The organism is Spirosoma radiotolerans (genome assembly GCF_000974425.1).
GTDB lineage: Bacteria > Bacteroidota > Bacteroidia > Cytophagales > Spirosomataceae > Spirosoma > Spirosoma radiotolerans.
On the sequence record NZ_CP010429.1, the window covers coordinates 6979142 to 7003571 of the forward strand.

The 24430-nt window shown below is 51.3% G+C and carries 16 protein-coding genes and 1 tRNA gene; 5 read left to right on the forward strand and 12 right to left on the reverse strand.

The window, feature by feature from the left end:
* Nucleotides 1–251: 251 nt before the first annotated feature.
* From SD10_RS28355 to pbpC, 9 genes are all read right to left on the reverse strand, one after another.
* Nucleotides 252–325, reverse strand: a tRNA-Pro gene (locus SD10_RS28355).
* 90 nt (nt 326–415) lie between these two features.
* Complete coding sequence (locus SD10_RS28360) at nt 416–2821, reverse strand: M1 family metallopeptidase (protein ID WP_046578796.1); 2406 nt, start codon at nt 2819–2821, stop codon at nt 416–418.
* A gap of 23 nt (nt 2822–2844) precedes the next feature.
* The gene (locus tag SD10_RS28365) at nt 2845–5223 is read right to left on the reverse strand and encodes a M1 family metallopeptidase (RefSeq protein WP_046578798.1); all 2379 of its coding nucleotides are present in this window, start codon (nt 5221–5223) and stop codon (nt 2845–2847) included.
* Between the two features lie 98 nt (nt 5224–5321).
* Nucleotides 5322–5936, reverse strand: coding sequence for a HupE/UreJ family protein (locus SD10_RS28370; protein ID WP_046578801.1), 615 nt, complete (start codon nt 5934–5936; stop codon nt 5322–5324).
* 3 nt (nt 5937–5939) lie between these two features.
* Nucleotides 5940–6452 carry a gamma carbonic anhydrase family protein gene (locus SD10_RS28375; protein WP_046578802.1) on the reverse strand — a complete coding sequence of 171 codons (513 nt, stop codon included), beginning with the start codon at nt 6450–6452 and terminating at the stop codon, nt 5940–5942.
* Between the two features lie 119 nt (nt 6453–6571).
* Nucleotides 6572–7882, reverse strand: coding sequence for a hypothetical protein (locus tag SD10_RS28380; protein ID WP_046578803.1), 1311 nt, complete (start codon nt 7880–7882; stop codon nt 6572–6574).
* Between the two features lie 122 nt (nt 7883–8004).
* Nucleotides 8005–13641, reverse strand: coding sequence for an alpha-2-macroglobulin family protein (locus SD10_RS28385; RefSeq protein WP_052731321.1), 5637 nt, complete (start codon nt 13639–13641; stop codon nt 8005–8007).
* Nucleotides 13642–13735: 94 nt separating this feature from the next.
* Complete coding sequence (locus SD10_RS28390) at nt 13736–14170, reverse strand: nuclear transport factor 2 family protein (protein ID WP_046578805.1); 435 nt, start codon at nt 14168–14170, stop codon at nt 13736–13738.
* Nucleotides 14171–14239: 69 nt separating this feature from the next.
* Nucleotides 14240–16603, reverse strand: coding sequence for a penicillin-binding protein 1C (gene pbpC, locus SD10_RS28395; RefSeq protein WP_179945482.1), 2364 nt, complete (start codon nt 16601–16603; stop codon nt 14240–14242).
* An 81-nt stretch (nt 16604–16684) separates the two neighbouring features.
* Here pbpC and SD10_RS28400 point away from each other — a divergent pair, with 81 nt between their 5' ends.
* Nucleotides 16685–18079, forward strand: coding sequence for an MBL fold metallo-hydrolase (locus SD10_RS28400; protein ID WP_046578808.1), 1395 nt, complete (start codon nt 16685–16687; stop codon nt 18077–18079).
* A gap of 91 nt (nt 18080–18170) precedes the next feature.
* On the opposite strand, the gene SD10_RS28405 is transcribed toward SD10_RS28400, so the two are convergent.
* A complete protein-coding gene (locus SD10_RS28405; RefSeq protein ID WP_046578814.1) occupies nt 18171–18374 on the reverse strand; it encodes a hypothetical protein in 204 nt (67 codons plus the stop codon).
* A 120-nt stretch (nt 18375–18494) separates the two neighbouring features.
* On the opposite strand from SD10_RS28405, the gene SD10_RS28410 reads away from it, so the two are divergent.
* The 3 genes from SD10_RS28410 (at nt 18495) to SD10_RS28420 (ending at nt 21573) form a co-directional block, all read left to right on the forward strand.
* Nucleotides 18495–19946 carry a BatD family protein gene (locus SD10_RS28410; RefSeq protein ID WP_046578815.1) on the forward strand — a complete coding sequence of 484 codons (1452 nt, stop codon included), beginning with the start codon at nt 18495–18497 and terminating at the stop codon, nt 19944–19946.
* Nucleotides 19947–20011: 65 nt separating this feature from the next.
* Nucleotides 20012–21091: a chorismate synthase gene (gene aroC, locus SD10_RS28415; RefSeq protein WP_046578817.1), complete on the forward strand. Its 1080-nt coding sequence runs from the start codon at nt 20012–20014 to the stop codon at nt 21089–21091.
* A 53-nt stretch (nt 21092–21144) separates the two neighbouring features.
* A complete protein-coding gene (locus SD10_RS28420) occupies nt 21145–21573 on the forward strand; it encodes a Uma2 family endonuclease (RefSeq protein ID WP_227699092.1) in 429 nt (142 codons plus the stop codon).
* A 204-nt stretch (nt 21574–21777) separates the two neighbouring features.
* On the opposite strand, the gene SD10_RS28425 is transcribed toward SD10_RS28420, so the two are convergent.
* On the reverse strand, nt 21778–21981 hold the full coding sequence (locus tag SD10_RS28425) for a hypothetical protein (RefSeq protein ID WP_046578819.1): 204 nt from the start codon (nt 21979–21981) through the stop codon (nt 21778–21780).
* Nucleotides 21982–22030: 49 nt separating this feature from the next.
* On the opposite strand from SD10_RS28425, the gene SD10_RS28430 reads away from it, so the two are divergent.
* Nucleotides 22031–23032, forward strand: a complete 1002-nt coding sequence (locus SD10_RS28430; protein WP_227699093.1) for an FAD:protein FMN transferase — start codon at nt 22031–22033, stop codon at nt 23030–23032.
* 8 nt (nt 23033–23040) lie between these two features.
* Here the strand turns inward: SD10_RS28430 and SD10_RS28435 are convergent, their stop codons facing one another.
* Nucleotides 23041–24396 carry a Gfo/Idh/MocA family protein gene (locus SD10_RS28435; RefSeq protein WP_046578823.1) on the reverse strand — a complete coding sequence of 452 codons (1356 nt, stop codon included), beginning with the start codon at nt 24394–24396 and terminating at the stop codon, nt 23041–23043.
* Nucleotides 24397–24430 lie beyond the last annotated feature (34 nt).

Consider the following 24430-nt stretch of genomic DNA (forward strand, 5'->3'; position numbering starts at 1 on the left):
CAAAATCTCAGTCTTTTGCCGGTCTACTATGATTCGTAGGTAAATTGTAGATACTCCAGTGGCATTTGGAACTGAGAGGCAGCATTTTATAGAGAAGCTATCTGTCAAGTGGGCTGAAGCATTTGGGCATTAACTGAAACAATCCTGAGACAATTAGCGAAGCAATGCGGAAATATTCGAATGGCTATAAAAGCAAAAACCGCTTCAAAATATATTTTGAAGCGGTTTTTGCTTACTCAAAACCCTAGTTGTCGGGAAGGCGGGATTCGAACCCACGACCTCTTGCACCCCATGCAAGCACGCTACCGGACTGCGCTACATCCCGAATTGGTCTGCAAAGGTAGTGAAGAGTGTAGAATGAACAATAAAGAATAACGAAAAATTGTCTGCTTTACGGCTCATTCTACACGCTTACTTAATTTTTGCCGCTGCCTTGGGTTGCTGGCGGCTGATTAGCTCGCTTCTGTTGCTGCATTGGGTTCGGGCCTTGTGGACCAAATCGCTGCTGTTGCTTGAACAGTTGGAAGCGGGTAGGCTGTGCCATCCGCGGGAATGCGTTGTTTTCCGTATCGATGTCGGCGATTTCCTGATAAGGGTCAAGAATCCACTGCGTTACTTTCTTCGGTGTTGCAATCACTTTCTTGATCGACACGTCGTTGAAACGCCAAATTTCGGCCGGGAAGCGGGCTACTGAATCCGTACCGTCTTCAAACTGCATCCGAATGATTACAGGCATGGGTAAGCCACCTTTGTTCTTCAGCGACAGGGTGTAAAAATTTGTAGCGGCATTTGCTTCGAGAGTTTTACGCTCGTCGGCGCTTAAAGTCGCCAGATAATCCTGGTATTTCTTCTTGTCCGCGTCCGTTACTGCATAGGGGTCATAGTTGTTATAAAAGTCTTTCATGGTTGAATCCTTTGCAACAACTGTTTCGGCCTGTGTAGCGGCATCCCGCTGCTTGCTGATCGTGCCAGCCCGACGCTTTGCTTCGGCGCGGGCAGCAGCTTTCGTTACTTCCGGATTACCTGAATCAACCTGGAACCAATCCACTTCGACCAAATCCTGATCAACGGGCTCAACGCCGTAGAACCAGCCTTTCCAGAACCAATCCAGATCGACACCTGACGCATCTTCCAATGTGCGGAAAAAATCAGCTGGTTCGGGAGATTTGAACGCCCACCGGCGAGCATATTCTTTGAAGGCATAATCAAATAACTCACGACCCATCACCGTCTCACGCAGGATATTCAGCGCTGTAGCGGGTTTGGCATAGGCATTTGGTCCAAGACCAATCACGTTGTCGGATGAGGTCATGATTGGCGACAGAACCGCTTTATCCGACTTCATATAGTCGACAATGTACTGAGGCTCTCCCCGGCGGCTGGGGAAGTTGTAATCCCACTCTTTCTCGGCTAAATACTGGCAGAATGTGTTTAGGCCTTCGTCCATCCAGGTCCACTGGCGCTCATCAGAATTCACAATCATGGGGAAGAAATTGTGTCCCACTTCGTGAATGATAACCCCAATCATACCCGCTTTGGTCTGCTCGGAATAGGTACCATCGGCTTCAGGCCGACCGCCATTGAAGGAAATCATAGGGTATTCCATACCGCCACCGGCTGTGGCGTGACAGGAAATAGCAACAGGGTAAGGGTATTTGATGGTCCGGTTGCCGTACGATTTCAACGTATGCTCGACAACACGGGTCGAATACTGCCCCCATAGTGGGTTGCCTTCCTTTGCGTAATAAGACATCGACCAGATTTTACGCCCATCGCCATACACATCCGTTTGCATGGCATCCCAGATGAATCGGCGGCTGCTTGTAAAGGCGAAATCACGCACATTTTTTGCGTCAAATACCCATGTCTTCTTGGCTACTTTATCCGTTGGTTTAGTTTTTAAGGCTTCTTCCGCTTCGGCCTGCGTAACAATGACAACCGGGTTTTTCGATGTGGCTGCCTGCGCCATGCGCTTTTGCTGGGCAGCCGTCAGAACCTGCTTGTAGTTCTGGCACTCACCAGTAGCGCCCACAATGTGATCGGCTGGCGCAGTAATGGCTACTTTGTAATTACCGAAGATAAGCGTAAACTCACCCTGGCCCAGAAACTGCTTATTCTGCCAGCCGTTTACGTCATTATAAGCACACAGACGGGGAAACCAGTGCGCAATGAAGTAGTTATAATTGCCATCTTTAGCAAAATACTCCATGCCGCTTCGGCCGTAATATTCGGTGATGAAGTAATTCCAGTCAACGTTGAACGAGTAGGTACCGCCCGGCTTGATGGCCGCAGGCAGATCGACCCGCATCATGGTTTGATTAATCGTGTACTTAAGCGCCGTACCTGACTTGGCATCTTTTACGGAAACAATCTTGTAGCCGTATTTGTCGGAAGCCTGCTGACTGCTGCGTTCGCGAACTGAGGTCAGGTTCTGCAACTGAGCGAAACTCATGCCGCTTTCGTTAACGCCCCCCGTCCGGGTTACACTTCCCGTAGAGCCTTTCGCAAATAGGTTTTGATCGAGTTGAAGCCAGATAAACGGTAGCTCGTCTGTCGAATTATTATGATACGTAACCGTTTCGGTGCCGATGATTTTCTGATTCGCGTCGTCGAGTTCGACTTTGATGTCGTAGTCGGCACGGTTCTGGAAATAATCTTTACCAGGAGCACCAGAGGCTGTTCGGAAGGTGTTCGGCGTCGGTAGCATCGGGCCGAGCTGCTCAAAACGGCTGTTCGCGTTTTGGGTAGGGGCCGCTGGTGCCTGCGCCATCAAAGCGGCTGACCAAAGGGTCAGGCCAGCCATTAACAGAAGTTTTCTCATCGTTTATTGGAAGTTAAGATTAGTTAGTTTCGGCCAGTACCCTGTTTCGCGGGTGATTGCTGCCGTTGCTGTTGCATCGGGTTTGGCGCAGTGCCACCACCCCGCTGCTGTTGCTTAAATAATTGGAAACGAGTTGGCTGCGAGACCGGCGGAAATGTGTTGTCTTCGGTGTTTATATCCGCTATTTCGTAGAAGGGGTCAAGTGTCCACTGCTTCACTTTCTTGTTCGTGGCAATGACTTTCCGGATCGACACGTCATTGAAACGCCAGATTTCGGCCGGGAAGCGGGCTACTGAATCCGTGCCGTCTTCAAATTCCATCCGCACAATAACCGGCATTGGAATACCGCCTTTATTTTTCAGCGACAGCGTATAAAAATTGGTGCCCGATTCGGCCATAGCCCGCTCTTCGGCCGACAACGTTGCCAGGTAGTCCTGGTATTTTTTGCGGTCTTCGTCGGTAACGGCATACGGATCGTAGCGATTGTAAAAATCTTTCATCGTACTATCCTGCGCCACCACCGTCTGATCTTTGCTCAGGGCATCCCGTTGTTTGCTGATTGTATTCGCGCGTTTTTGGGCAGCAGCGCGGGCTTCAGCTTTCGTAACCTCCGGGTTCTGTGAATTTGGCTGAAACCAGTCTACTTTTACCAGCGACTGATCGACGGGCTGTACGCCATAGAACCAACCCTTCCAGAACCAATCCAGGTCAACGCCCGAGGCATCTTCCATCGTCCTGAAAAAATCAGCTGGTTCGGGAGATTTGAAGGCCCACCGGCGAGCGTATTCTTTAAACGCATAATCGAACAGTTCACGACCCATAACCGTCTCGCGCAGAATGTTCAAGGCCGTGGCGGGTTTGCTATAGGCATTTGGTCCAAACGTGCCCGGCAGAATGTTATCTGAACTGCTCATGATCGGCATTTGCTTGGTCGAATCGAGCTGCATGTACGGAACAATAGACTGGGGTTCAATCCCCCGCGCCGGGAAGTTGGCATCCCACTCCAGACAGGCCAGTCCTTCGAGGAAACTGTTCAGCCCTTCGTCCATCCATGACCACTGGCGCTCGTCGGAGTTCACAATCATGGGGAAGAAATTGTGCCCTACTTCGTGAATAACCACCAGGATCAGAAAGTTTTTGGTCCCTTGCGAATACGTACCGTCTTCTTCAGGACGGGCACCGTTGAAACACATCATTGGATACTCCATGCCACCAACGGGGCCGTGAACGGAATAAGCCACCGGGTAAGGGTAACCGATTGTCCGACGGGAATAGGAGCGAAGCGTGTGCGCCACCAGTCGGGTAGAGTATTGACCCCAAAGCGGATTAGCCTCTTTTGGATAAAGCGACATAGCCCAAACCTTTTTACCTTCGATCGTTGGGTTCAGGGCATCCCATATAAATTTGCGGCTGCTCGAAAATGCAAAATCGCGGACGTTATCGGCTTTATAAATCCAGGTTTTCGTACCCGTTGGTTTACCTTTTTCGGCGGCTTCCGCTTCGGCCTGGGTGACAATGAGCGTTGGGTTTTCCCCCGCTTTATCGCCTTTGCCTTTTGCGTCATTCCAGCGCTTCTGCTGGGTAGCGGTCAGTACCTGAGCCGGGTTTTGCAGCTCGCCGGTTGCGCCAACAATATGGTCATTCGGAACAGTGAGGGCTACTTTGTAATTGCCGAAAATGAGTGTGAATTCACCCTGGCCCAGAAACTGCTTGTTTTGCCAGCCATTTACATCATTATAAGCACACAGCCGGGGAAACCACTGCGCAATCTCATACACGTAGTTGCCATCTTTCGGGAAGAACTCATACCCTGAACGGCCACCAACATTTTTGGCGTCGATAATTTTGAAATTCCAGTCGATGGAAAAGGTCACGGTCTTGCCCGGCGCTACGGCCTGTGGCAGGTCGACCCGCATCATGGTTTGATTAATTGTGTACTTAAGCGCTTTTCCTGCCTGATCGCGAACAGAGGTAATTTTATGTCCGTAATCTTTGCCCTGCAGGGCCGCGCTGGGATCGATTTGCCGCAACGAAGAACCTTGTTCGGGGTTGATACTGCTCGTTTTGGCCACATTGCCCGTGGCGTCGGGCCGAAACAGATTCTGATCCAGTTGCAACCACAAAAATGGGAGCGCATCGCCCGAGTTATTGTGATAGGTGATGGTTTCTGAGCCCGTAATTTTTTGCTTTGTATCGTCGAGCGTAGCTTTTATATCATAATCAGCGCGGTTCTGGAAATAATCTTTTCCGGGGGCACCCGAGGCCGTTCGGAAGGTGTTCGGCGTAGGCAACAGGGGGCCGAGCTGCTCAAATCGCGTGTTAGCATGCTGTGTTGGGGCTTGCGCCTGTACCAATCCCAGCGGAATGGCCAAACTTGCCACCAGCAAAACTATCTTTTGCATAAGTTAGGTTGTAGTTGTTGATAAGTGAGGTAAAAGTACGAAAAAAAGAGATTATGCGGTTTCAATATGATGAACGGAGATACGGTTATGTTTCTACTTTACTTCATTAATTTACTTAAATACTCGTTATTGATAATTAGTGACAACGCCATCCCGGCCACTAGGCCCGATACAACGAGCGTCCAGCGTAGGCGGCTTCGTCGCAACAGGTCGATCATTACAAAGGCCAGTCCAAGAACAAGGCTGACAATAACTAACTGGCCCAGTTCGAGGCCTATATTGAACGCAAGCAGTGGCTTAACAATATCAGCTTCGCGGCCGAGCAGACTGCGCAGGTAATTGGAAAAACCCATGCCGTGAATCAGGCCAAAGGCCAACGCGAGGATATACCGCCCGGAACGGTAGGTTGGCGGGGCAGTTAAGGAGCGCGATCTAGGCTCCTGAAAGGAAAAATTAATGATGGCGGTAATCAGAATGGTGATTGGGATGAGTAACTCGATCAGCGCCGTTTCGTAGTGAATGAGCTGGAGTGTTGCCAGTGCCAGCGTAACCGAGTGGCCGATGGTAAACGCTGTAACCAGTATGAGTACCTGACGCCATTGCCGAATGGTGTAAACGGCACATAACGCCACAACGAATAGAATATGGTCGTAGCCACTGGGGTCGGTAATGTGGTCGAAGCCCAGGCCGAGGTAGATGAGAAAGTCGTCCATGCGTTACTCCTTAAACCAGCCTGCATACATGACATAGTTGTTGGCCGTTCGGCTGAAAATTTCGGCCTGTTCGGGTGAAACAACTTTCAGGAAGCGCGCCGGATTGCCCGCATAAATGGAGCCGGGCGGAACAATCGTATGTTGGGTTACGATGGCTCCGGCAGCAATGATGCTGCCCGTACCAACAACCGCGCCGTCCATCACAATAGCGCCCATGCCAATCAGCACGTTGTCTTCAACCGTACACCCATGAACGACGGCGTTGTGGGCAATCGATACGTTGTTGCCAATGACCGTTTTGTGCCGTTGGTAGGTGCAGTGAATCACCGCTCCATCCTGAATATTGGTGCGGTCGCCAATTGTGATGCTGTTGACATCGCCCCGCACAACCGCGTTGAACCAGACAGTACAGTCGCGCCCCATAATTACCTCGCCAACGATGGTAGCGTTGTCGGCATACCAACAGTTATCGCCGAATGTGGGATGAATTCCCCGAACAGATTTAATGAGTGCCATAACGCAAATATAGGTCGGTGGCGCGGTATGTACTTTATCGTTCCGTTTGCGCACGAAAAAAGGGCTGATTCAATGAATCAGCCCTCCCTGCACACGTAAATAAATCGCTTATTTCTCTTCTAATCTTTTTTCTTCTCTAGTTTCTCGGCGGCTTTATCCAGGTCCTTGCCCATGTCGTCGATCATCTTAGAGGTCTCTTTCTTCACTTTATCAAAATCATCGGAACTTGACCGTTGAACTTTGTAGTACGAATCGGCTAGTTGACGACGTTTGTCTTCGAGGTCTTTCACGCGGTCTTCGCGTTTCCGGCGCTCTCTCTTGCTTTCATTTTTTACTTCGGATTTCGCATCGTCAAGCTGCTTGTCAACTTTATCCATCTGCTCCGAAATACGGTCGGTCAAATCACGCTTATCCCGGTCCGAACTCTGGTCATTGGACTGACCATTGTTGCGGTTGTTGTCCCGATCACTCATCCGGTTGTCCCGATTATCCCCATTGTTTTGGTTATCCCGGTTATCCGAATTCCGGCGGCTGTCGCGGTCGTCGGATGAGTTGGAGTTGCGGTCATCAGAACGGTAGTTGTCCTGACGGCTGTTCCGATTGTCATTTTGGTTGTTGCGGTCGTCATTCTGACGATTGTCCCGATTGTCATTCCGACGATCGTCGTTCATGTTCCGGTTATCCCGGTCGTTGTCGCGGTTGTCTGAATTCCGGCGGTCATAATCGCGGTCACGGTCATCATTCCGGCGGTTGTTATACCGGTCGTTCGAGGAATACCGATCATCGTTCTGACGATCATAATTACGGTCGTCATTCCGATAATTATCCGAACGGCCATTGTACGAATCGCGGGAGTTCCGGCTATCGTAGCGGTCGTTGTCGTAGCGATCATTGTACGAGCTACGTCTGTCATCATAACGGTCATTATACGAATCACGTCGGTTAGATGACCGATCATCGTAGCGGTCATTGTACGAGTCGCGTCGGTTGGATGAGCGATCGTCATAATCGCGGTCCCGGTCGTTATACGAATCCTGCCGATCATAGGAGCGGCTGCTGTATGGATTGTTGTACGAATCGCTGCCCGACTGACGGCTGGGCCGGTCTGAGTTATCGCTGCGGTAACTCATCCGATCATCCGACCGGTATGGGTTGCGGTACGAGCTGTTTTGCTGTGAGCCACGCGACTCATTCCGACTCATCCGGTCGTCGTCATCCCGATCTCTGTTCCGGCGGCTGAAGATTCCGCCTTCATCGTCGTCGTAGTTTCTGCGGCCTCTCGAATTCTGTTGGCTTCTCGAATCCCGTTGAACAATGTCCTCCCGGCTATTTTCATTGTTTCCGTAGATCAGCCGCTCCGTTGACGCGCAGGATGACAAACCAGCCATCGCTACCAATAGAGCACCTACTACCCATGTTTTGCGTTTCATAACGTTCGTATCATTGTGTTGAGTATATTGATCAAATCAGCTAAACGCTGTGTCAAAGCTGTTTTGTCTGGTATAACCAATGATACGGGGCAAATGTTAGGAATTATAATACCTTGAGGCCCCTACCGAATGAGCAGGGTTCCGGCCCCGTTGTAACTACGATACTCGGCATTATACATCGCATCGGCCGAAACCGGACCCACGACAAAGCGCCCTTTCGATACGGCACGCGCCAGGTAGTAGAACGTCCGTTGGGTGCCAGTGGCTGTTGTATAAAAATTGATCCGGTCGTCGCGTAGATCGAAGTGAGCGGGGCGGGCCAGCGGTCCGGTTGTTGACTTGCTGATCCAGGCCATGTCTCCGGCATCGCGCCCCAGCGATCCGGTCAGGCGCGGGTTTTCTACTTCCAGCCCGGCGGGTAGCAGATCGGTTACCACTACGTTGTCGACGTTCAGTCCATTTGTACTAACCAGCGTTATTTTTACAACTACCAGGTCATTCTGCCGAATTGCATTCATCGGTTTGCCATCACGGCTCAGGTATTGCCGCCGAACCTGTAGGCCATTATCCTCTGCGCTGATTTTGCCGCTGGCTGGCACGCCTTCACTTTGAGCAAAATAATAGACATTCCCGGAGCCTTTGGCACTCAGGCTAAGGGGCACGTTGGTCGGAACCCGTTTGATGTTTACCAGCGTGTTGCTCAGGGTGCCCAGTGGCTTTCCGGCGGCTGTTAATGTAGCGGTGGCGGTACTGTTCGCCGTTTGGCGGGCTAGTTTGCCGAGTGCCAGAAAAGAGAATGCTGCTTCCTGGGTGTTGAGGTAAGTGCTCTGCTTCAGCGCTGTGGCTAATTGTCGGGCCAGGGTCGGAATCTGAATATTATCACGATCAGTATCGACAAGGGCGTCGAGCACCAGGGCCAGATTCCGCAAAGGCGATGCATAACTGCCGCCCGTTTGCCGACCGGTGGTGTTATCGGAGAAGCGCCTGGGTAAAAGAGCCACATAGCTGCGCGTGTCGCCAACGCGGAAAAAGGCCGATGCCAGCAGGTAACGGCTGTCTGTTGTCAACGCGCCTGAACTTTGTCGGAGAGCCGCATCTTTGTAGTAATTCATGGCCGACCGATTTGGCTTGCCCGCTACGGCCAGCGCGTAAAGTGCATAGATACTCGTGCGGCTGGCTACCTGCTTCACGATCCGCGTACCGGTTTGACCTTCATCGACCGTAACTGCGTTTTCGGTAGCGGGGCTATTCGTAAGGGTTGTCAGGTAGTCAATTGCCGAACTTAACACCGACGAGCGCACTTCGTAGCCCGCTTCCTGTGCTTCGGCCAGGAAATGAACGGTATAGGCTGTCGCCCAAGGATCGACGGTTGAACCTGTCGTTGAGCCATCGACGATCATACCCGGCCACATGCTGAAACCACCGTTCTGTATTTGGAGTCCTTCGACTTTTTGTATCGCCTGCCGAACATTGGAGGCTGGATTTAAATCGCTCTCGCCCGCCCGAACGAAGTACGTATTGGCTGATACTTGTTTGGATAGATCGGCAAAATATAGCTGCGGAAAGGCTTTAGAAATCGTCTGTTCCAGGCAACCGTGTGGATAACCCAGCAGGTACGATAATTCGCGGACATATTGCGCAACTGGCGACCGGCTCAGGGTTATACTTGCCTGGGCTGTTCCGGGCAGAAAACCACTGGCCAGTTGAAGCGCCTGGGTCGATCCGGCAGCGACGGCACCCGACAACGTGGTCTTCTGCAGCGATGCTGCGGGACGAACGGTGACTTCTGTTTTCTCCGTAAAGGTTTCGTTGAGGCCGTTGACCGTGATGGTAATCGCTCCGGCACCAATGGCCTGTTTAGCCGAAATGCGAAACAGCGCACGACTTTCCCGGCCGGGCTGAATCGTCAGTTTCTGGGTACTAACACTATCGGTCGCCAGCGGACCGGTCAAACTCAATCGGGCGGTAACAGTGGCGGGCTGTTTGGTCGTGTTGCTGAGGTTAACGGGCAGTTCCAGGTTATCGCCGGGCGTCAGGAAACGGGGTACGCCCGTACTAATGACAATGGGATCCGCGACTTTCATGTTGGTATTGGCCGACCCAAACGCATTGTCTTTATAAGCAACGGCCATCACACGTAAATCACCCGAAAACTGCGGAATGTCCACCGAAAATTCGGCTTGCCCATCGGAACCGGTTTTCAGAATGCCGCTCCACAGCGCGACTAAGCGTACTCGACCGTTGCTGAGTGGGTTAACGCGTCGTTCCAGATCATAGCCATCACCCCCGACGCTCGACGTTGATTTTAACGAAAGTTCGGGGTAAAGCAAGGCGTACAAATCATGGCTATCTACCTCCAGGGCGCGTTTCTGATAAAAGAAGCCATGTGGATCCGGTGTTTTGAAGTTCTTTAGTTGCAAAATACCCTCATCGACAACGGCCACTGTTACCTGGGCATCTGCCACCGTTTTAATTCGTACGATCTGCTTGGTTTTCGAACGGGATTGCCCGACGGCGGTGAGCGTAACGGGCAGCTTTGTGTCCGGGTCCTGTACCGAAACGGGAGCAAACCCGTGTGCCACCGTAAGCGGAAGGTTTGTTCCGTCAATGGCCCGAATAAGCGTAGCCGTGACATACACGTTGGGCAAGTGATCTGCACCGACAGAAAAGCTCCACTCGGCTGATTTATTGGTGGTCGTAAGCCAGTGTTGTTCAAGCACACGGTTGCGCTCTACAGTCACCAGCAACTTACCATCGAAGGGAGCCTTGAACAGTACGTTCGCTTTGTCGCCGGTCTGGTAAATGGGTTTGTCGAGCGTCATAAGCACCTGTCCTTCCTGACTAACGTCGAAGGATGAAGCTGAGGTACTGCCAAAACCATAGGCATAAAAGTGGGTCGTCGCATAGGCGGTTGCCGCTGCGCCCGGCCGGCGAACGCGGATTTCGTATTCGCCGGAAACCGTCGGTACGTATCGGAAGGCGGCCTTCCCGGCTTTGAATAACAGCGTGTTGGCGTACACCGACTTCTCCCGGCGTTTGGTCGTGTATTTAATGCGTGATTGATTCCCATCACCTTCCTTTTCAATAACGGTCTGGTACTCGTAGCGGACAACCTCGACCAGCGCCGAAGCCGACGAGCGCACCTGACCCGCCGGGTCAAGAGCAACCAGATCAGCGGCAAGGGGTGAGTTCGTGGCAACGTAACTGGTCGGTATTCGGGTGCCAAAAAACGTGTCCTGCGTCAGCACGTCCAGCCGCCGGAGCCGATTAACCGGGCGACCATTCTCGTCGAAGACGGTTACGAAGAGTTTGCCTTCCAGCAAGCCAATGTCCTGATAGAGCCCAGAAATGGGAAATTTCTCGCTGGCCTGGCCATTGGCATTCGTTCGGCCCTGACGGAGTTCTTTCGGAAACACATCGGTTTTCGCTTCGTCGCCCGTTGGCGACTGGCCGTTGGCGATGCTAAAATCATAGTCGCCAAATCCTTTGGGGACGAACGCCTTTCGTTTCAGTTGCAACTCCACTTCATAGTTCCGATCGGATGCGGGCGGACCGAACAAGTTCATGGCTGTCAACGAAAGTGTGACCGTTTGCCCGGCCTTATAGATCGCGGGTATGGTTGGGTCGGTCTGTCGATCCGTCGCTACATCCACCTTGATCCGATCCGGTATAAACTCTTCGACACTGATTGGCTCCGAGGTCAGCAGGACATTATTGGCGTTCAACACCTCAAGGGTGTAGGTGCCGGTTACGGCCGCCGGGTCGAGCAATACATCCGTGACCACGGCTCCCTGGGCATTGGTTGTTTTGCGGAACACCCGTACTTCACGGCCATTGGGCGCCAAAAGACGAACCAGCACGGGCACTTCGCCCACGCTTTGCCAGCTCTGCGACCGAATGATCGTGTTGACGTGTATTGTTTCGCCGGGGCGGTAAATGTTACGGTCGCCGTATACGAACGCATCAAAACCCGATTCGTTATCGCGTTTCCCATCGACCTCAAACCGGGAAGTTTCGACTCGTGTATCGGGCAAAAACAGAAAGTTGAAATCGTCCTGATCCGATAGCCTTCCGGCTGCGGTGCTGGTGATGCTGGCCGTTAAGAGAGCGATCTTGAAGCCGGGTGCTTTCTCGCTTACCTTCTCGAATTTGACGAAGCCAGTGCCATCTGTTTTCAGGGTATATACCGATTGGTTGTTGCTACTGATCAGGGTTATCTCAACACTTTGCAGGGGTTCGCCGGTGCGGATCGAGTTGGCCCAAACCAGTACTTCGTCGTTTGTATGACGCGCCACCAGACCAATGTCAGACACCGATACCAACTGGCTAGCCTGCAAATAAGCCTCATCTTTCGAGGATACTGAAACAAGATAAACGCCCCTTAAGGGATGCTCCCGGAGTGGACCCTCCCGGAAGGTATTGTTCTGGTCGGGTAAGGCCAGGTTCAACGCCGATACGCCCCGGACTTTAGGCAGGTCGGTAGTTTCGATGGTTTTGTTAACCAGCACATCGCTCAAGTCGCCGGCTTCGTCGTCGCTGTAGTTGAACGAACCGGATGGACCCCACTCGCCGTTGGCTTTTTCCTGATACTCCTCATACCGGTTGGCGCGTAGGTAATTGAGGATATTATTTTCGTACACCTTCGCAATTTTGACTTGTACTTTAGGGACGTTAACAATAGCAAGGCCAATGTTTCGGGCTCCTTTTGACGATAGGTACAGCGCTTTTTTATTGGCGAACTGAATACTGGCGGGCATTTTCCCGAAAAACAGATCACGGGTAGTAGGCTCTTCCAGTTTTGTGCCTAATACGCCCCGAATCTGATCCGTCAACGTCAGGACATACGTGTCTGTTTCGGTGAAGTTTCCGCGAATAATGAAGCCGTTTTCCGTCAGCTCAGCCGTTGTCTCGACCTGCGGCTGGATGGTGTAGTACTGACTGAGGTCGCCTGCCTGCAATTCCTGCGTGGTAATGACCTTGACGACGCCCGTATTGTTGTCGAAACTGGTTTGTACGTCGGCGATCTCAATCTTGAAACGGGATGGTAACGTACTGGTTTCTTCGATGACTTCTTTGCTGACAAAGGCCGTGTTGGGCACCTTTATCCCTTTGCCAAGTTTTATCGCCAGGGGCTGCTCGTTCTTCAAGGCAGGTGCGTTCGTAAGCGTTAACGCAATCGAATGCTGGGCATCGTTTGGCGCGCTTACTACCGTGAGCGGTTTTTCGTCCGACGAAACGGCTACTTTTTCAACCACGTTTGCGGCCGAAACCGGATAGTTGAAATTCAGGCGGGTTTTGGCCACGGGCTGACCCGTTTCCCGCGCGCGCGACCACCAGTTCTCGACACCCGTCAGTTGCAGATACGGGGTATGAAAGGCAATGGCGTCGCCCGAAATTTTCAGGTCTTTTTTGTCCGAGTGCTTCAGTAAATCGTCGGTCAATTCGGCCCGGTAGTCCGTAGCGGCCTCAAAGGCAAGAGCGGGCGAGAAAACCAGTTCGTTGGGAGCCGTCCATTTGAATTTTCCACGAACGGCCGGAATAAAGCGCACATATTGAGTCGAATCCCACTCGCCGAATTGACTGGTTGGGCCGACATTTTTATTGAACGTAAAGATCAGGTTCTGGGTCTGTTGAACCTCATCATCGAAATTGCGTCCTACAACCGATATGTCGTTGAAGGGTAAGTGCGAACAATGAAAGAATAAAATAGATAGGGTGCTAATTAAGAGGATGTTACGAAGGTGGGAAAGCGTTTTCATGCATGGTGGTTATGAGGGGCCGAAGATAGACGAAAACGCCCACTCAGGATTCATAAGTGGGCCGAATTTCAGCGTGTCACTTACTGAACGGTTATTAACGTGCGGGCGTAAACTGCACATTGACGATTTTCCAGATGCCAGCCTGTTTGGCGATCACCACCGAAAACGTAACACTATTGTCAAACGCCTGTCCCTGAATGTTGCCCTTCGATTTCCAGGTGCCCGTCATGACCGCCGAGTCGTTGTTATATACGCGCGTAACCTCATCCGAAACGTCACCCGTTTCGATAATGAACGCCCCGCCACTCACCCCCTGAACCAGTAAATCGCCATCTATGGATTGTCCATCGAAGCTGATCACCTCCAGATCACTCGAAATCAAACTCTCTACAGTTTTGCTGTCTTCATCGAGCAAAGCTTTGAAAAACGCATGGCCAAGTGCGGTAGGATCTTGCGAGGCTGCTGCCTGTTGGGCAAAAGCAGTGGTTGTAAACAACAGGGCGATCAGCGAAGAGAAAACGTAATTCATTAGGTTGCTAATTAGCTTTTTACGGGAAAAGCGTGAATGAATTATAAAAAAAGCAAAATCAATAAATCGTTACTCATTTTTGATGATCACCCGAATATCACGGCTCTGTCCCCGGTCATCGGCGCAGGAGATTTTCAGCAGCCCCGGGCGTGGTTTGAAAAAGACCGCTTCCGTAGGTTTAGCCCGGCGGTAAAGCTTATCGTTTAAGTACCAGAACACGGTTTGCACACCCGTAGGAACCTGACAGGCCAACTCCAGTTCGGTCTGTTGTTTTGGGTTGATGAAGTACTCACTTCCGTTATTCAGACTCGTGATCAGCGGCCCCGCCTGCTCTGCGTTCTGACTACCAAACACGCGTTCACAAGCGGGATTATGTGGCGGGACGGCTTCGATGGGAATACTGTGGCTTTGGTAAAACGCCCTGATTTCAGGGGATACATTCGGATAGTCCCGGCGTACCGCGCCAGAATCGGGCATACAATGGGCGCAGTAAGAGATTGTTCGGGCTTCGTTGGTGAAAACGGCTTTCCGGTGCTGGCATCGCCGATACCGGGAAATGCCCATGATGCAATAGTCGGTAACTGGATTCGTACAAAACTCACCCGGAACGTCGCCCGTTTCGGGGCAGATAAGTCGGCTGCTCAGTTTGGTGGCGGCTTTGGGTATCTTAAACCAACCCGTCGGTGCGTTGTAGTCCAGTACGTTGAAAAGCTGAAACAACAACGGTGTGGCCGTATTGGCGCCACTCAGTTCCGCTACCCCCGCCCCCGAAAAATTACCCACCCAAACGCCAATGGTGTACCGTTGATTATACCCAATGCTCCACGCATCGCGCCGACCGTATGACGTTCCGGTTTTCCAGGCAATCCGTGGCAGGTGATAGCTGTTGTCGAAATTATTGGGTAAGTCAGGCCGGGTAATCTGGGTAAGCGTATGCGTGACCAGGTAGGCGGCTTCGGGCGAGAGGAGAGAAACTGACTCTGTTCGGCGGTCCGATGAGGTGAACACCAGTGGGCTCACCTGCCCTTCATTCGCCAGACCGGTATATAAGCGCGTCATCTCTTCGAGCGTAACGCCACACCCGCCCAGAATCATGGAAAGCCCCAGCGCTTTTGCCTGTTTCCTGATGGCCGAAAAACCCGCTTTTTGAAGCGTCGAAACGAGGGCCGGAGTGCCTACTTCTTTTAGTAACGCAACTGCCGGAATGTTGAGCGAGTTGGCCAGCGCAAATTCTGCCGTGACGGGACCATTGAAGCGCCGGTCGTAGTTGTCGGGTTCATAACCACCGAAGTTAGTGGGCACATCGGCTAGTTTTGTTTTAGGGGTGATAATGCCTGCGTCGAAGGCTAACCCGTACAGCAATGGTTTCAGCGCACTCCCCGGCGACCGTATCGCCCGGACACCATCGACCTGCCCGCCATCGAATGTATTGCCAAAATCGGCCGAGCCGACATAGGCAACCACCTCATGGGATAGGTTATCCACAATTAGCACTGCCGAATTGTGGATATTATAGGCCCGAATACGGTTGGCATATTGCTGTACCAGCCGCTCGGCCGTTGACTGTATCGTTGGGGAAAGAGATGAGCGAATGATGGGCAGGTCGCGGTTTTCGAGCCGAAGTCGACGCGACAGGTGCGGTGCCCGTTGGGGTGCTTCCCGCCGATAGGCCACGAGTGGTTCATTCAGCGCATCGGCAATCGTGGTTTCATTAAAAAGATGACTCGTTCGGAAGCGGGCAAGCCAGCGGTTTCGCTCCTGCACGACCAGTGCATTGTGGATACCCAGTCGTAAACTCGATGGTCGGTTTGGGATAATGGTCAGCGTTGTCAGTTCGGCCAGACTCAGCAGGGCGGGTGATTTGCCAAAATAGAGAAGTGACGCTGATTTAAGCCCTTCAATGTTACCGCCGTATGGAATCAAATTTAAGTACAGCTGCAGAATCTCGTCTTTCGAATAATGAAGTTCGAGTTGCAGAGCCCGGAATAGCTCGATGAATTTGCTGATATAGGTTCGTTCGCGTGGTTCGAGCAGGCGAACGGTTTGCATGGTAATGGTCGAAGCCCCCGATGTTCGTCGGCCTGTCAGCAGGTTTCGGGCAGCTGCCCGGATCATCGCTATGGGGTTGAAACCCGGATGGTACCAGAAATATTTGTCTTCCTTAAAGAGAATGGCGTTGCGGAGAGTGGGCGTAATGTCGTCTAGTTCAGCATACATTCGCCATTTGTCGTCGCGGCTCAGAAAGGCGTGTAAAATAGAGCCGTCACGAGCGGTAATGATGGTTGAGTAGGGAACACGATTGCGGATCGGAAAGGAAAAATCCAGACCGAAAAAAATCAATAGCGCCACCAGAAGGGTTTTCACTAGACGGTATTTTGCCAACCGTTTGATGATACCACGTACATTGCTCATTATTGACCCGAACATCGCCATACAGGGTGTTACTTCTCGTTAGCCTTTGGTCTCAGAGAAGAATACCTACATTCCTTGACCAATAAAACCTTACGTTAACAAATGACCATTCAATTCTTCGGTGCCGCCCGAACGGTAACGGGTAGCAAGCACTTGATTACCACCACCAGCGGTACACAAATTTTGCTCGATTGCGGGCTGTTCCAGGGCATTGATACCGACGAGCTTAACCAGCAGTTCGGCTTTGATCCGGCTCAGGTCGACTACATGGTGCTTTCGCATGCCCACATTGACCACACTGGCTTGATTCCCCGACTGGTACGGCAGGGATTTCAGGGACCAATTTACACGACTTCATCCACAATTGATCTCTGTGAAGTTATGCTCATGGACAGCGCCCGGATTCAGGAGCGCGATCTGGAACGAGTCAACCAGCGCCGTACCCGCCGGGGGCAGCCCGAAATCGAACCCCTTTACGACGAAAACGACGTGCAGCGGGCACTCAATCAAATGCAGGCCGTTGAGTATGATAAGCCGTTTGTTGTTTGCGATGGCGTGACGGCCTTGCTGACCGATGCCGGTCATCTACTCGGAAGTGCGTCGGTTAGTCTGACGATTCGGGAAGGGAATGTCGATAAAAAACTGTTTTTCAGTGGCGACATTGGCCGCCCCGACGACAAAATTCTGCGCTCGCCCCAACCGTTTCCCCAGGCCGATTACATCATTTGCGAATCGACCTATGGCGACCGGCTCCACGAAGCGGAACCTGATATGAAAGCCCACTTACTGCGTATTGTACAGCAAACCTGTGTTGAAGGCCGAGGCAAACTGATCATTCCGGCTTTCGCCGTCGACCGTACGCAGGAGTTGATTTACGCGCTCGACCAGTTATCGAGCGAAGGGCGATTACCACGTTTGCCCGTTTATATCGATAGTCCGATGTCTGTAAAAGCTACGGATGTCATGCGCGATCACGAAGAGGATTTCAATCCTGACATTCTGGCCTATATCAAGAAAGATGGCGACGCCTTTCAGTTTCCTAATCTGCATTACATAACGGATGTTGAGGAATCGAAGGCTATTAACGATCTGAAAGAACCATGCATCATCATTGCCCCGTCAGGGATGGCCGAAGCCGGTCGGATCAAGCACCACATCAAGAATAATATTGGCAAGGCCAGTACGACTATTTTGCTCGTTGGCTATGCTTCACCTAACAGCTTAGGGGGTGCTCTGAAGCGGGGCGATAAGGAAGTAACCATTTTTGGCGAACGGTATGCCGTTGTCGCTCATGTTGCCATAATGGATTCCTTCTCGGCGCATGGTGATTATCAGGAAATGCTGCACTTTTTGAGTTGCCAGGATGCCGCCAAGGTTAAATCCCTGTTTCTCGTGCATGGTGAATATGACAAACAATTGATCTGGAAAGGCCACTTGCAGGCCGCTGGGTTTCAACACATCGAGATACCAGAGATGCGTCAGAAAGTGACGCTGTAAATAAAGACATGGCTTTTGCTGAATCCCGATAAAACACAAATCCCCCGGCTTGATAGCCGGGGGATTTGTGTAGAGAAAACGGATAACACCGTCAGGTGAACCGTACCCGGGCGAAACGACGATTTAAAACAGCACGATACATTTTGCCAAACTGGACATAACACCAGCGTTTAAGTTGCTTTACCTCTTTTGGAATGAGCATTTTGATGGCTTTAGCCAGCTCTTTATCAAAAAGATTTTTATCAAAACTTACCTTCTGAAGGATCGTTTTGATATACTCAAGCATGGAAAGCATAGGGTAACATATTTTCGGTTGAAGAAGCTAGGATATTGAAAGAGGTTGGACAGTTCGTTCTTATCTTTGGTACCTTAATTCGTAACGGCTGATTTCATACATTGTTGCTCAAAATTAATAATGTTTCTTGCAATATTCCGAAAAGTTGTTGTATTATTTTTTTGTTTCCTTTTCTCGGGATTTGGGCAATCTATTGATAATCTGTCATCTATCGAATTAGGCTCCACAACTTTTCCGATTGAACGGCCCTTTACCATTTCGCTCATCATTCCGAACAGCGAAACTCGTGCCACAGTCACGTTTCCTGACATTGCTGGCTTCGTTAAAAAAGGTACCTCAACCAGCGTGACACCAGTCGAGGTAGGGGGCAAAATGCTTACTAGCCAGGTTATTACACAGAACTACCAGGCAAAAGCGCCTGGTCGCTTTCGGTTGCCACCATTCACCATTATGATGAACGGTGAAATAGTCCGTTCGGAAGGGGCGACCCTCATTGTTCAACCGTCGGCAACTTTGTCAGTACCGGGTAGCGCAACCCTCAATACAGTTGCGGTGGTACCCGAAGGAGCGGCATTTTTGTCACTTCGGGCGTCCAGGCAAGCCATTTATACAGGCGCCGAAGTTGGGCTAACCTTGTCTTTTTTTGTTGCGGATAATTATCCCTACGAACTTAGCTTTCACGCGCTCGATAAACAGTTGCAGACAATTGTTAAAAAAATTCGTCCCGCTAATTCGTGGGAGGAAAATGTGCCGATCAATGACTTGAAACCGATTCCAGTTGTTATACGCAAAAAGAAGTTTAGAGAGTACCGGATTTTTCAGTCTGTCTTCTTTCCATTGTCCAATCAATCCCTGCGCATTCCTGCCGTATCGCTTCAATTAAACCGTCGGCCAGTTATTGGTCCGCCATCCCCCCAGCCCGAGACCGCCGTATTTACCAGTCAGCCCCTTATTGTTAGTGTCAAGTCACTGCCGGTTCATCCCTTGCGGGGGCGCGTACCAGTCGGAACGTTTCGACTGGAAGAAGCCCTGGAGCGGCAGCATGTGGTTGCCGGGAAGAGTGTGCGCTACACGTTCTCTATTTCCGGCAAAGGTAATATTGCCACCTTGCCAGAACCCGGATTACTGAACGGACGATCCGAAATTGATATCTTTCCACCGGAAGCAAAACACAACATCACGCATGGCGGGAGTGAGATAACCGGCCGAAAAACGTTTACGTATTACATTGTTCCACACCAAAATGGGTCGGTTACGTTGGCGAATTACTTTCAATGGGTTTACTTCGATCCGCAAACGGCTCGTTACGACACGCTTCGGCCCCAATTACAACTTCAGGTTGGGGGCAATGGAGCGGGGGTTGTAACGAACACAAACATAACCAGTAGTTCAATAGTCACGAACGGCGAGACTGTTCCGGGCACACCGGTGGTCAATTCAATCTATGCTGGTATCGAAGGAATGGACAGCACCCGGCAGCCGGTTAGTGTTTCAGTACTTATTCGATCAGTAGCTAATGTGTTGATTTTGATCATGTTGCTGGGTATGGTTTTTGTGTTGATTAAAAAATAAACTTGGGCTGAAAGACGGGTTGTCTTTTGGTTACTAATCGGGGATGAAGTCCCAAAACAGGTAGCATGAGTAGTACTTACGGAACATTATTTAAGATTTCTACATTTGGCGAATCGCACGGGTCCGCCATTGGTGTTGTCATTGATGGCTGCCCGGCGGGGCTGGCGTTTGATACCGATTTTATTCAACACGAATTAGACCGGCGGAAACCCGGTCAATCACGGATTACAACCCAACGGCGCGAAGCTGACGAGTTCGACGTGCTGTCCGGCGTTTTTGAGGGCCATACCCAGGGAACCCCCATTGCCCTGATTATTCGAAATACCGATCAGCGCAGTAAAGATTATGGGCATATTTCGGAGCAGTTTCGGCCTTCCCACGCCGATTATACCTACCAGACCAAATACGGTTCACGGGATTATCGGGGAGGAGGGCGCTCATCAGCTCGCGAAACGGCAGCGCGTGTGGCGGCTGGGGCCGTGGCTAAATTACTGCTTGCCCAGGCGGGTGTCCAGATCACAGCCTACGTTTCGCAGGTTGGAAAACTAAAACTTGAAAAAGCCTATCCGGAACTGAACCTGGCGCTTGCTGAAGAGAATGCGGTGCGTTGCCCCGACCCTGAAACGGCCGAGCAGATGTTCCAGTACATTGATGGCATTCGCAAACAGGGCGACTCCATTGGCGGCATTGTCGATTGTGTAGTTACCGGCCTGCCTGCTGGCCTGGGTGAACCCGTATTCGACAAACTCCATGCAGAATTGGGTAAAGCCATGCTCAGTATCAATGCGGTAAAAGGCTTCGAGTACGGCAGTGGATTCGCTGGTGTAGAACAGCTTGGCTCCGAGCATAATGACGAATTCTATACCGATGAGAGCGGGCGGGTGCGTACGAAAACAAACAAGTCGGGAGGGATTCAGGGCGGAATTAGCAACGGCGAGGATATTTACTTCCGAACGGCTTTCAAACCCGTAGCCACGATTATGCAGGATCAGGACAGTGTCGACGTACATGGCCAACCTGTAACGGTGTCAGGAAAAGGTCGACATGACCCTTGTGTCGTTCCCCGTGCCGTTCCCATTGTCGAAGCGATGGCTGCTTTGGTGCTAGTCGATATGTATTTACGAAATAAGGCGGCCAAGGTGTAAACGACCCTGATCCAATCAAAATGGGTATCTTTGATTAACCAGCAATGCTCAACATGGAAACAACAGCAACGTCTTCTCGTAAAAAACGCCCATCGGCTCCGCAGACAGTTGCTGAGTTTGAGCAGTGGCTTGCGTGTAAAAAAACCGATGCGAACTACGAGTTTGTACGGGGGCGTATCATCAAAAAGCCACCCGTGAAGCAGGCGGAGTTATTTATTGCCCGATTTCTAATGCGGGCCTTTGCCAAAACGCAATTGTACCAGAATGGATCGGAGATGTTGTCAGAAGGCGATGCTTATGTTGACACGTTTCGGAAACGGATTCCTGACCTGGCGATTTTTACGGACGAACAAATCTGGGAGGCTAAAATAGGCAAACGCTTTATGCCGCCGTTGGCTATCGAAATACTTTCCGATTCTGAATCGCAGAATGACGTGCTCGAAAAAGTGCAGGATTTTTCGATGCCGGGGTTCAACTGGTGAGGTATGTAGCGCCCAGGCAACAGAAGATATACGCCTATACCTCACCTGATGATATTAAAGTCTATAAGGGCCAGGATGTGTGTTCCGCAGCGCCCGTTGTGCCCGACTTCCAGTTTGTTATCCAGGATTTGTTTCAATCCTGAATAACAAACTGTCAATCAGTGGTAAGCTATGCCGTCCCTTAATTAAAACGGCTGGCTCGATTTATTTTTTCTTGAAGACAGCCTGCATAATGGCGAAGCCTAAAAAAGCAAAGCCAATGGCCTGCGCTGAAATACCAATGGTTAATAGTGTACCCGTGGCGCTCCACTGGTGGCTTTTGCCGTAAGCACCCGCTAATGTTAAAGCCAGGCCTGAAAGCCAGAAACCGGCTGCCAGCAGGATGTATTTATTTTTGATAGTAACCATTAGTTGGCTAATTCTGGAGGCTGCCTGTTAAACTATTTTGAACACTCATTTGTCTCTTCGCTTCCTAACCGGCTTGCTTACTGTGGTCAGTCTACTACCGGGACTGGTCACTGCACAACCCAACCTGTCGCGTTTTTCGTTCCGCCGGGGACTGATGGGTACGCAGTTCAACGTCATTTTTTACGCACCAGATAGCCTAACTGCCCAGCGGGCTAATGCGTCTGTCAATGCCCGCATGGACTCGCTCAATCAAATTATGAGCGATTACCTAGATGGCTCCGAAATAAATGAGCTGTCAAAAACGGCGGGTTCCGGAAAATGGGTGCCCGTGTCGGTCGATCTGTTTGCTGTGTTGAAAAAAGCAAAAATGATTGCCAGCCGCTCCAATGGATGTTTCGATCCAACCCTTGGTCCCCTAACCCTGCTGTGGCGCCGGGCGGTTCGGCGGAAAGAGTTCCCAACAGATACCGAACGGCATCGGGCCAGACGAGCGGTCGGGTATCGCCTGATGGACCTCGATAGCACAACCCGCTCAGTTCGCCTGCGCCGAACCGGCATGCGGCTGGATGTGGGCGGTATTGGCCAGGGATATGCTATCGACGAAGCGATAAAACGCTTATCTAACTTTGGGATCAAGTCAGCCCTGATTGACATTGGGGGAGACATTCTGGTCAGTGACCCGCCCCCAGGCAGCCAGGGTTGGCGGGTAAGCATTGGCTCGGGTACAAGGGATGACGCCGATACAACGACGATTTTCCTGAAAAATGCGGCTGTTACTACCTCAGGAGATACTTACCGCTTTCTGGAATACAAAGGTCAGCGGTACTCGCACATTATGGATCCACGTTCTGGATTAGGGCTTCAGCACTTCGTTCGGACCACGGTGCTGGCACCCGATGGCTACCGGGCCGATGCCCTGACGAAAGTATTCAGTGTGGCGGGTCTTCGCAAAAGCCGTCGATTAGTAAAGCGCTTTCCGGGGGTGAAACTGCTAATTCTGGAAAACAAACGGGGCCAATTGCACAGATGGCAATCGGCCCCGTTCTCGTAACGTCAATATTACACGGTTACCGTTTTTCCGGGCACCGCAATTGGGTATAATCCATTGGCATCAGGCACACTTTTCGGCATGGCGTCCCAGGCAAGTTTGTCGGGGAAGAGGTCAATTTGCGAGTTAAGGGCTTCATCCCACTTTACCACTTTGCCCGAATACGTAGCCATACGGCCCATAATGGCAGTCATTGTGCTCTTGGCCACGCGTTCGGCATCCGCAAACTTGTATTGGCCTTTCGCAATCGCGTCGAATAGTTCGTCGTGCTCGATTTGATACGGGTTGCCATCGTTTTTGGCGTTGTGGCTGTAAATAGGTTGACCGTTGTAGCCCAGAAGGGCGCTGGTTTTCTTTTCCATGCCTTCCACTTTTCCTTTTGTACCCAGGAACATCTCGTCTACCCGGCTGTAAGTGCCTTCGTAGTGGCGGCATTGACTATTAATGGTTGTTCCATCGGCATATACAAAATCGACGATGTGGTGATCGAAAATTTCGCCGTAATCTTTGCCCGTCCGTACCTGCCGGCCACCCGTACCCTGGCAGGAAACCGGATAGCTGTTTTTTACCCAGTTGGCCACATCGATATTGTGGACATGCTGTTCATTAATGTGATCGCCACAGAGCCAGTTGAAATAATACCAGTTACGCATTTGGTAGTCCATTTCGCTTTGGCCGGGTTTGCGGGGTTTCTGCCAAACGCCACCACTGACCCAGTACACCTGGCCGCCCACGATATCGCCCAGCGCCCCATCGTGAATGCGCTTGATCATCTCGCGGTAACTTGGCTGGTAGCGCCGTTGCAGACCAACCACGACATTCAATTTTTTCCGTTTCGCTTCTTCCGCAGCCGCCAGCACCCGCCGAACGCCCGGTGCATCAGTCGCTACGGGCTTCTCCATAAATACCTGCTTGTTCTGCCGAACGGCTTCTTCAAAATGGCTGGGCCGGAAACCCGGAGGGGTGGCCAGAATAACGACATCGGCCAGAGCCATCGCCTGCTTGTAGGCATCGAACCCTACAAACTTATGATCTTCCGGTATATCTACTTTTGGTGAACCATCAGCCGCTTTTAGTCCCCGTTCTGTCAATGCTTTGTAGGCGTCATCCAGCCGATCCCGGAAGGCATCGGCCAGGGCCACGATTTTGACGTTTTGCTTCGTGTTCAGCGCCTGTTGAGCTGCTCCTGTGCCCCGTCCACCACAACCAATGAGGGCTACTTTAATGGTGTCATTTACCGAAAAATGGTAGCCTGGATTACCAGCCGCTTTGGTTTGAAAAGGCAGACTACCTAGCAGAGCGCTCCCTGTCAACAGGCCAGATGCCTTAAGAAAGTCCCGGCGTGCCTGGTTCGATTCAGTTGTCATATATAGAAGAAATTTCGGTTGAGAAAGTTGTCTG

What these genes read in the sequence shown, in the direction of transcription:
- SD10_RS28360 (WP_046578796.1), bottom strand. Translation starts at nt 2,821, where the DNA reads ATGAGAAAACTTCTGTTAATGGCTGGCCTGACCCTTTGGTCAGCCGCT.
- SD10_RS28365 (WP_046578798.1), bottom strand. Translation starts at nt 5,223, where the DNA reads ATGCAAAAGATAGTTTTGCTGGTGGCAAGTTTGGCCATTCCGCTGGGA.
- SD10_RS28370 (WP_046578801.1), bottom strand. Translation starts at nt 5,936, where the DNA reads ATGGACGACTTTCTCATCTACCTCGGCCTGGGCTTCGACCACATTACC.
- SD10_RS28375 (WP_046578802.1), bottom strand. Translation starts at nt 6,452, where the DNA reads ATGGCACTCATTAAATCTGTTCGGGGAATTCATCCCACATTCGGCGAT.
- SD10_RS28380 (WP_046578803.1), bottom strand. Translation starts at nt 7,882, where the DNA reads ATGAAACGCAAAACATGGGTAGTAGGTGCTCTATTGGTAGCGATGGCT.
- SD10_RS28385 (WP_052731321.1), bottom strand. Translation starts at nt 13,641, where the DNA reads ATGAAAACGCTTTCCCACCTTCGTAACATCCTCTTAATTAGCACCCTA.
- SD10_RS28390 (WP_046578805.1), bottom strand. Translation starts at nt 14,170, where the DNA reads ATGAATTACGTTTTCTCTTCGCTGATCGCCCTGTTGTTTACAACCACT.
- pbpC (WP_179945482.1), bottom strand. Translation starts at nt 16,603, where the DNA reads ATGGCGATGTTCGGGTCAATAATGAGCAATGTACGTGGTATCATCAAA.
- SD10_RS28400 (WP_046578808.1), top strand. Translation starts at nt 16,685, where the DNA reads ATGACCATTCAATTCTTCGGTGCCGCCCGAACGGTAACGGGTAGCAAG.
- SD10_RS28405 (WP_046578814.1), bottom strand. Translation starts at nt 18,374, where the DNA reads ATGCTTTCCATGCTTGAGTATATCAAAACGATCCTTCAGAAGGTAAGT.
- SD10_RS28410 (WP_046578815.1), top strand. Translation starts at nt 18,495, where the DNA reads ATGTTTCTTGCAATATTCCGAAAAGTTGTTGTATTATTTTTTTGTTTC.
- aroC (WP_046578817.1), top strand. Translation starts at nt 20,012, where the DNA reads ATGAGTAGTACTTACGGAACATTATTTAAGATTTCTACATTTGGCGAA.
- SD10_RS28420 (WP_227699092.1), top strand. Translation starts at nt 21,145, where the DNA reads ATGGAAACAACAGCAACGTCTTCTCGTAAAAAACGCCCATCGGCTCCG.
- SD10_RS28425 (WP_046578819.1), bottom strand. Translation starts at nt 21,981, where the DNA reads ATGGTTACTATCAAAAATAAATACATCCTGCTGGCAGCCGGTTTCTGG.
- SD10_RS28435 (WP_046578823.1), bottom strand. Translation starts at nt 24,396, where the DNA reads ATGACAACTGAATCGAACCAGGCACGCCGGGACTTTCTTAAGGCATCT.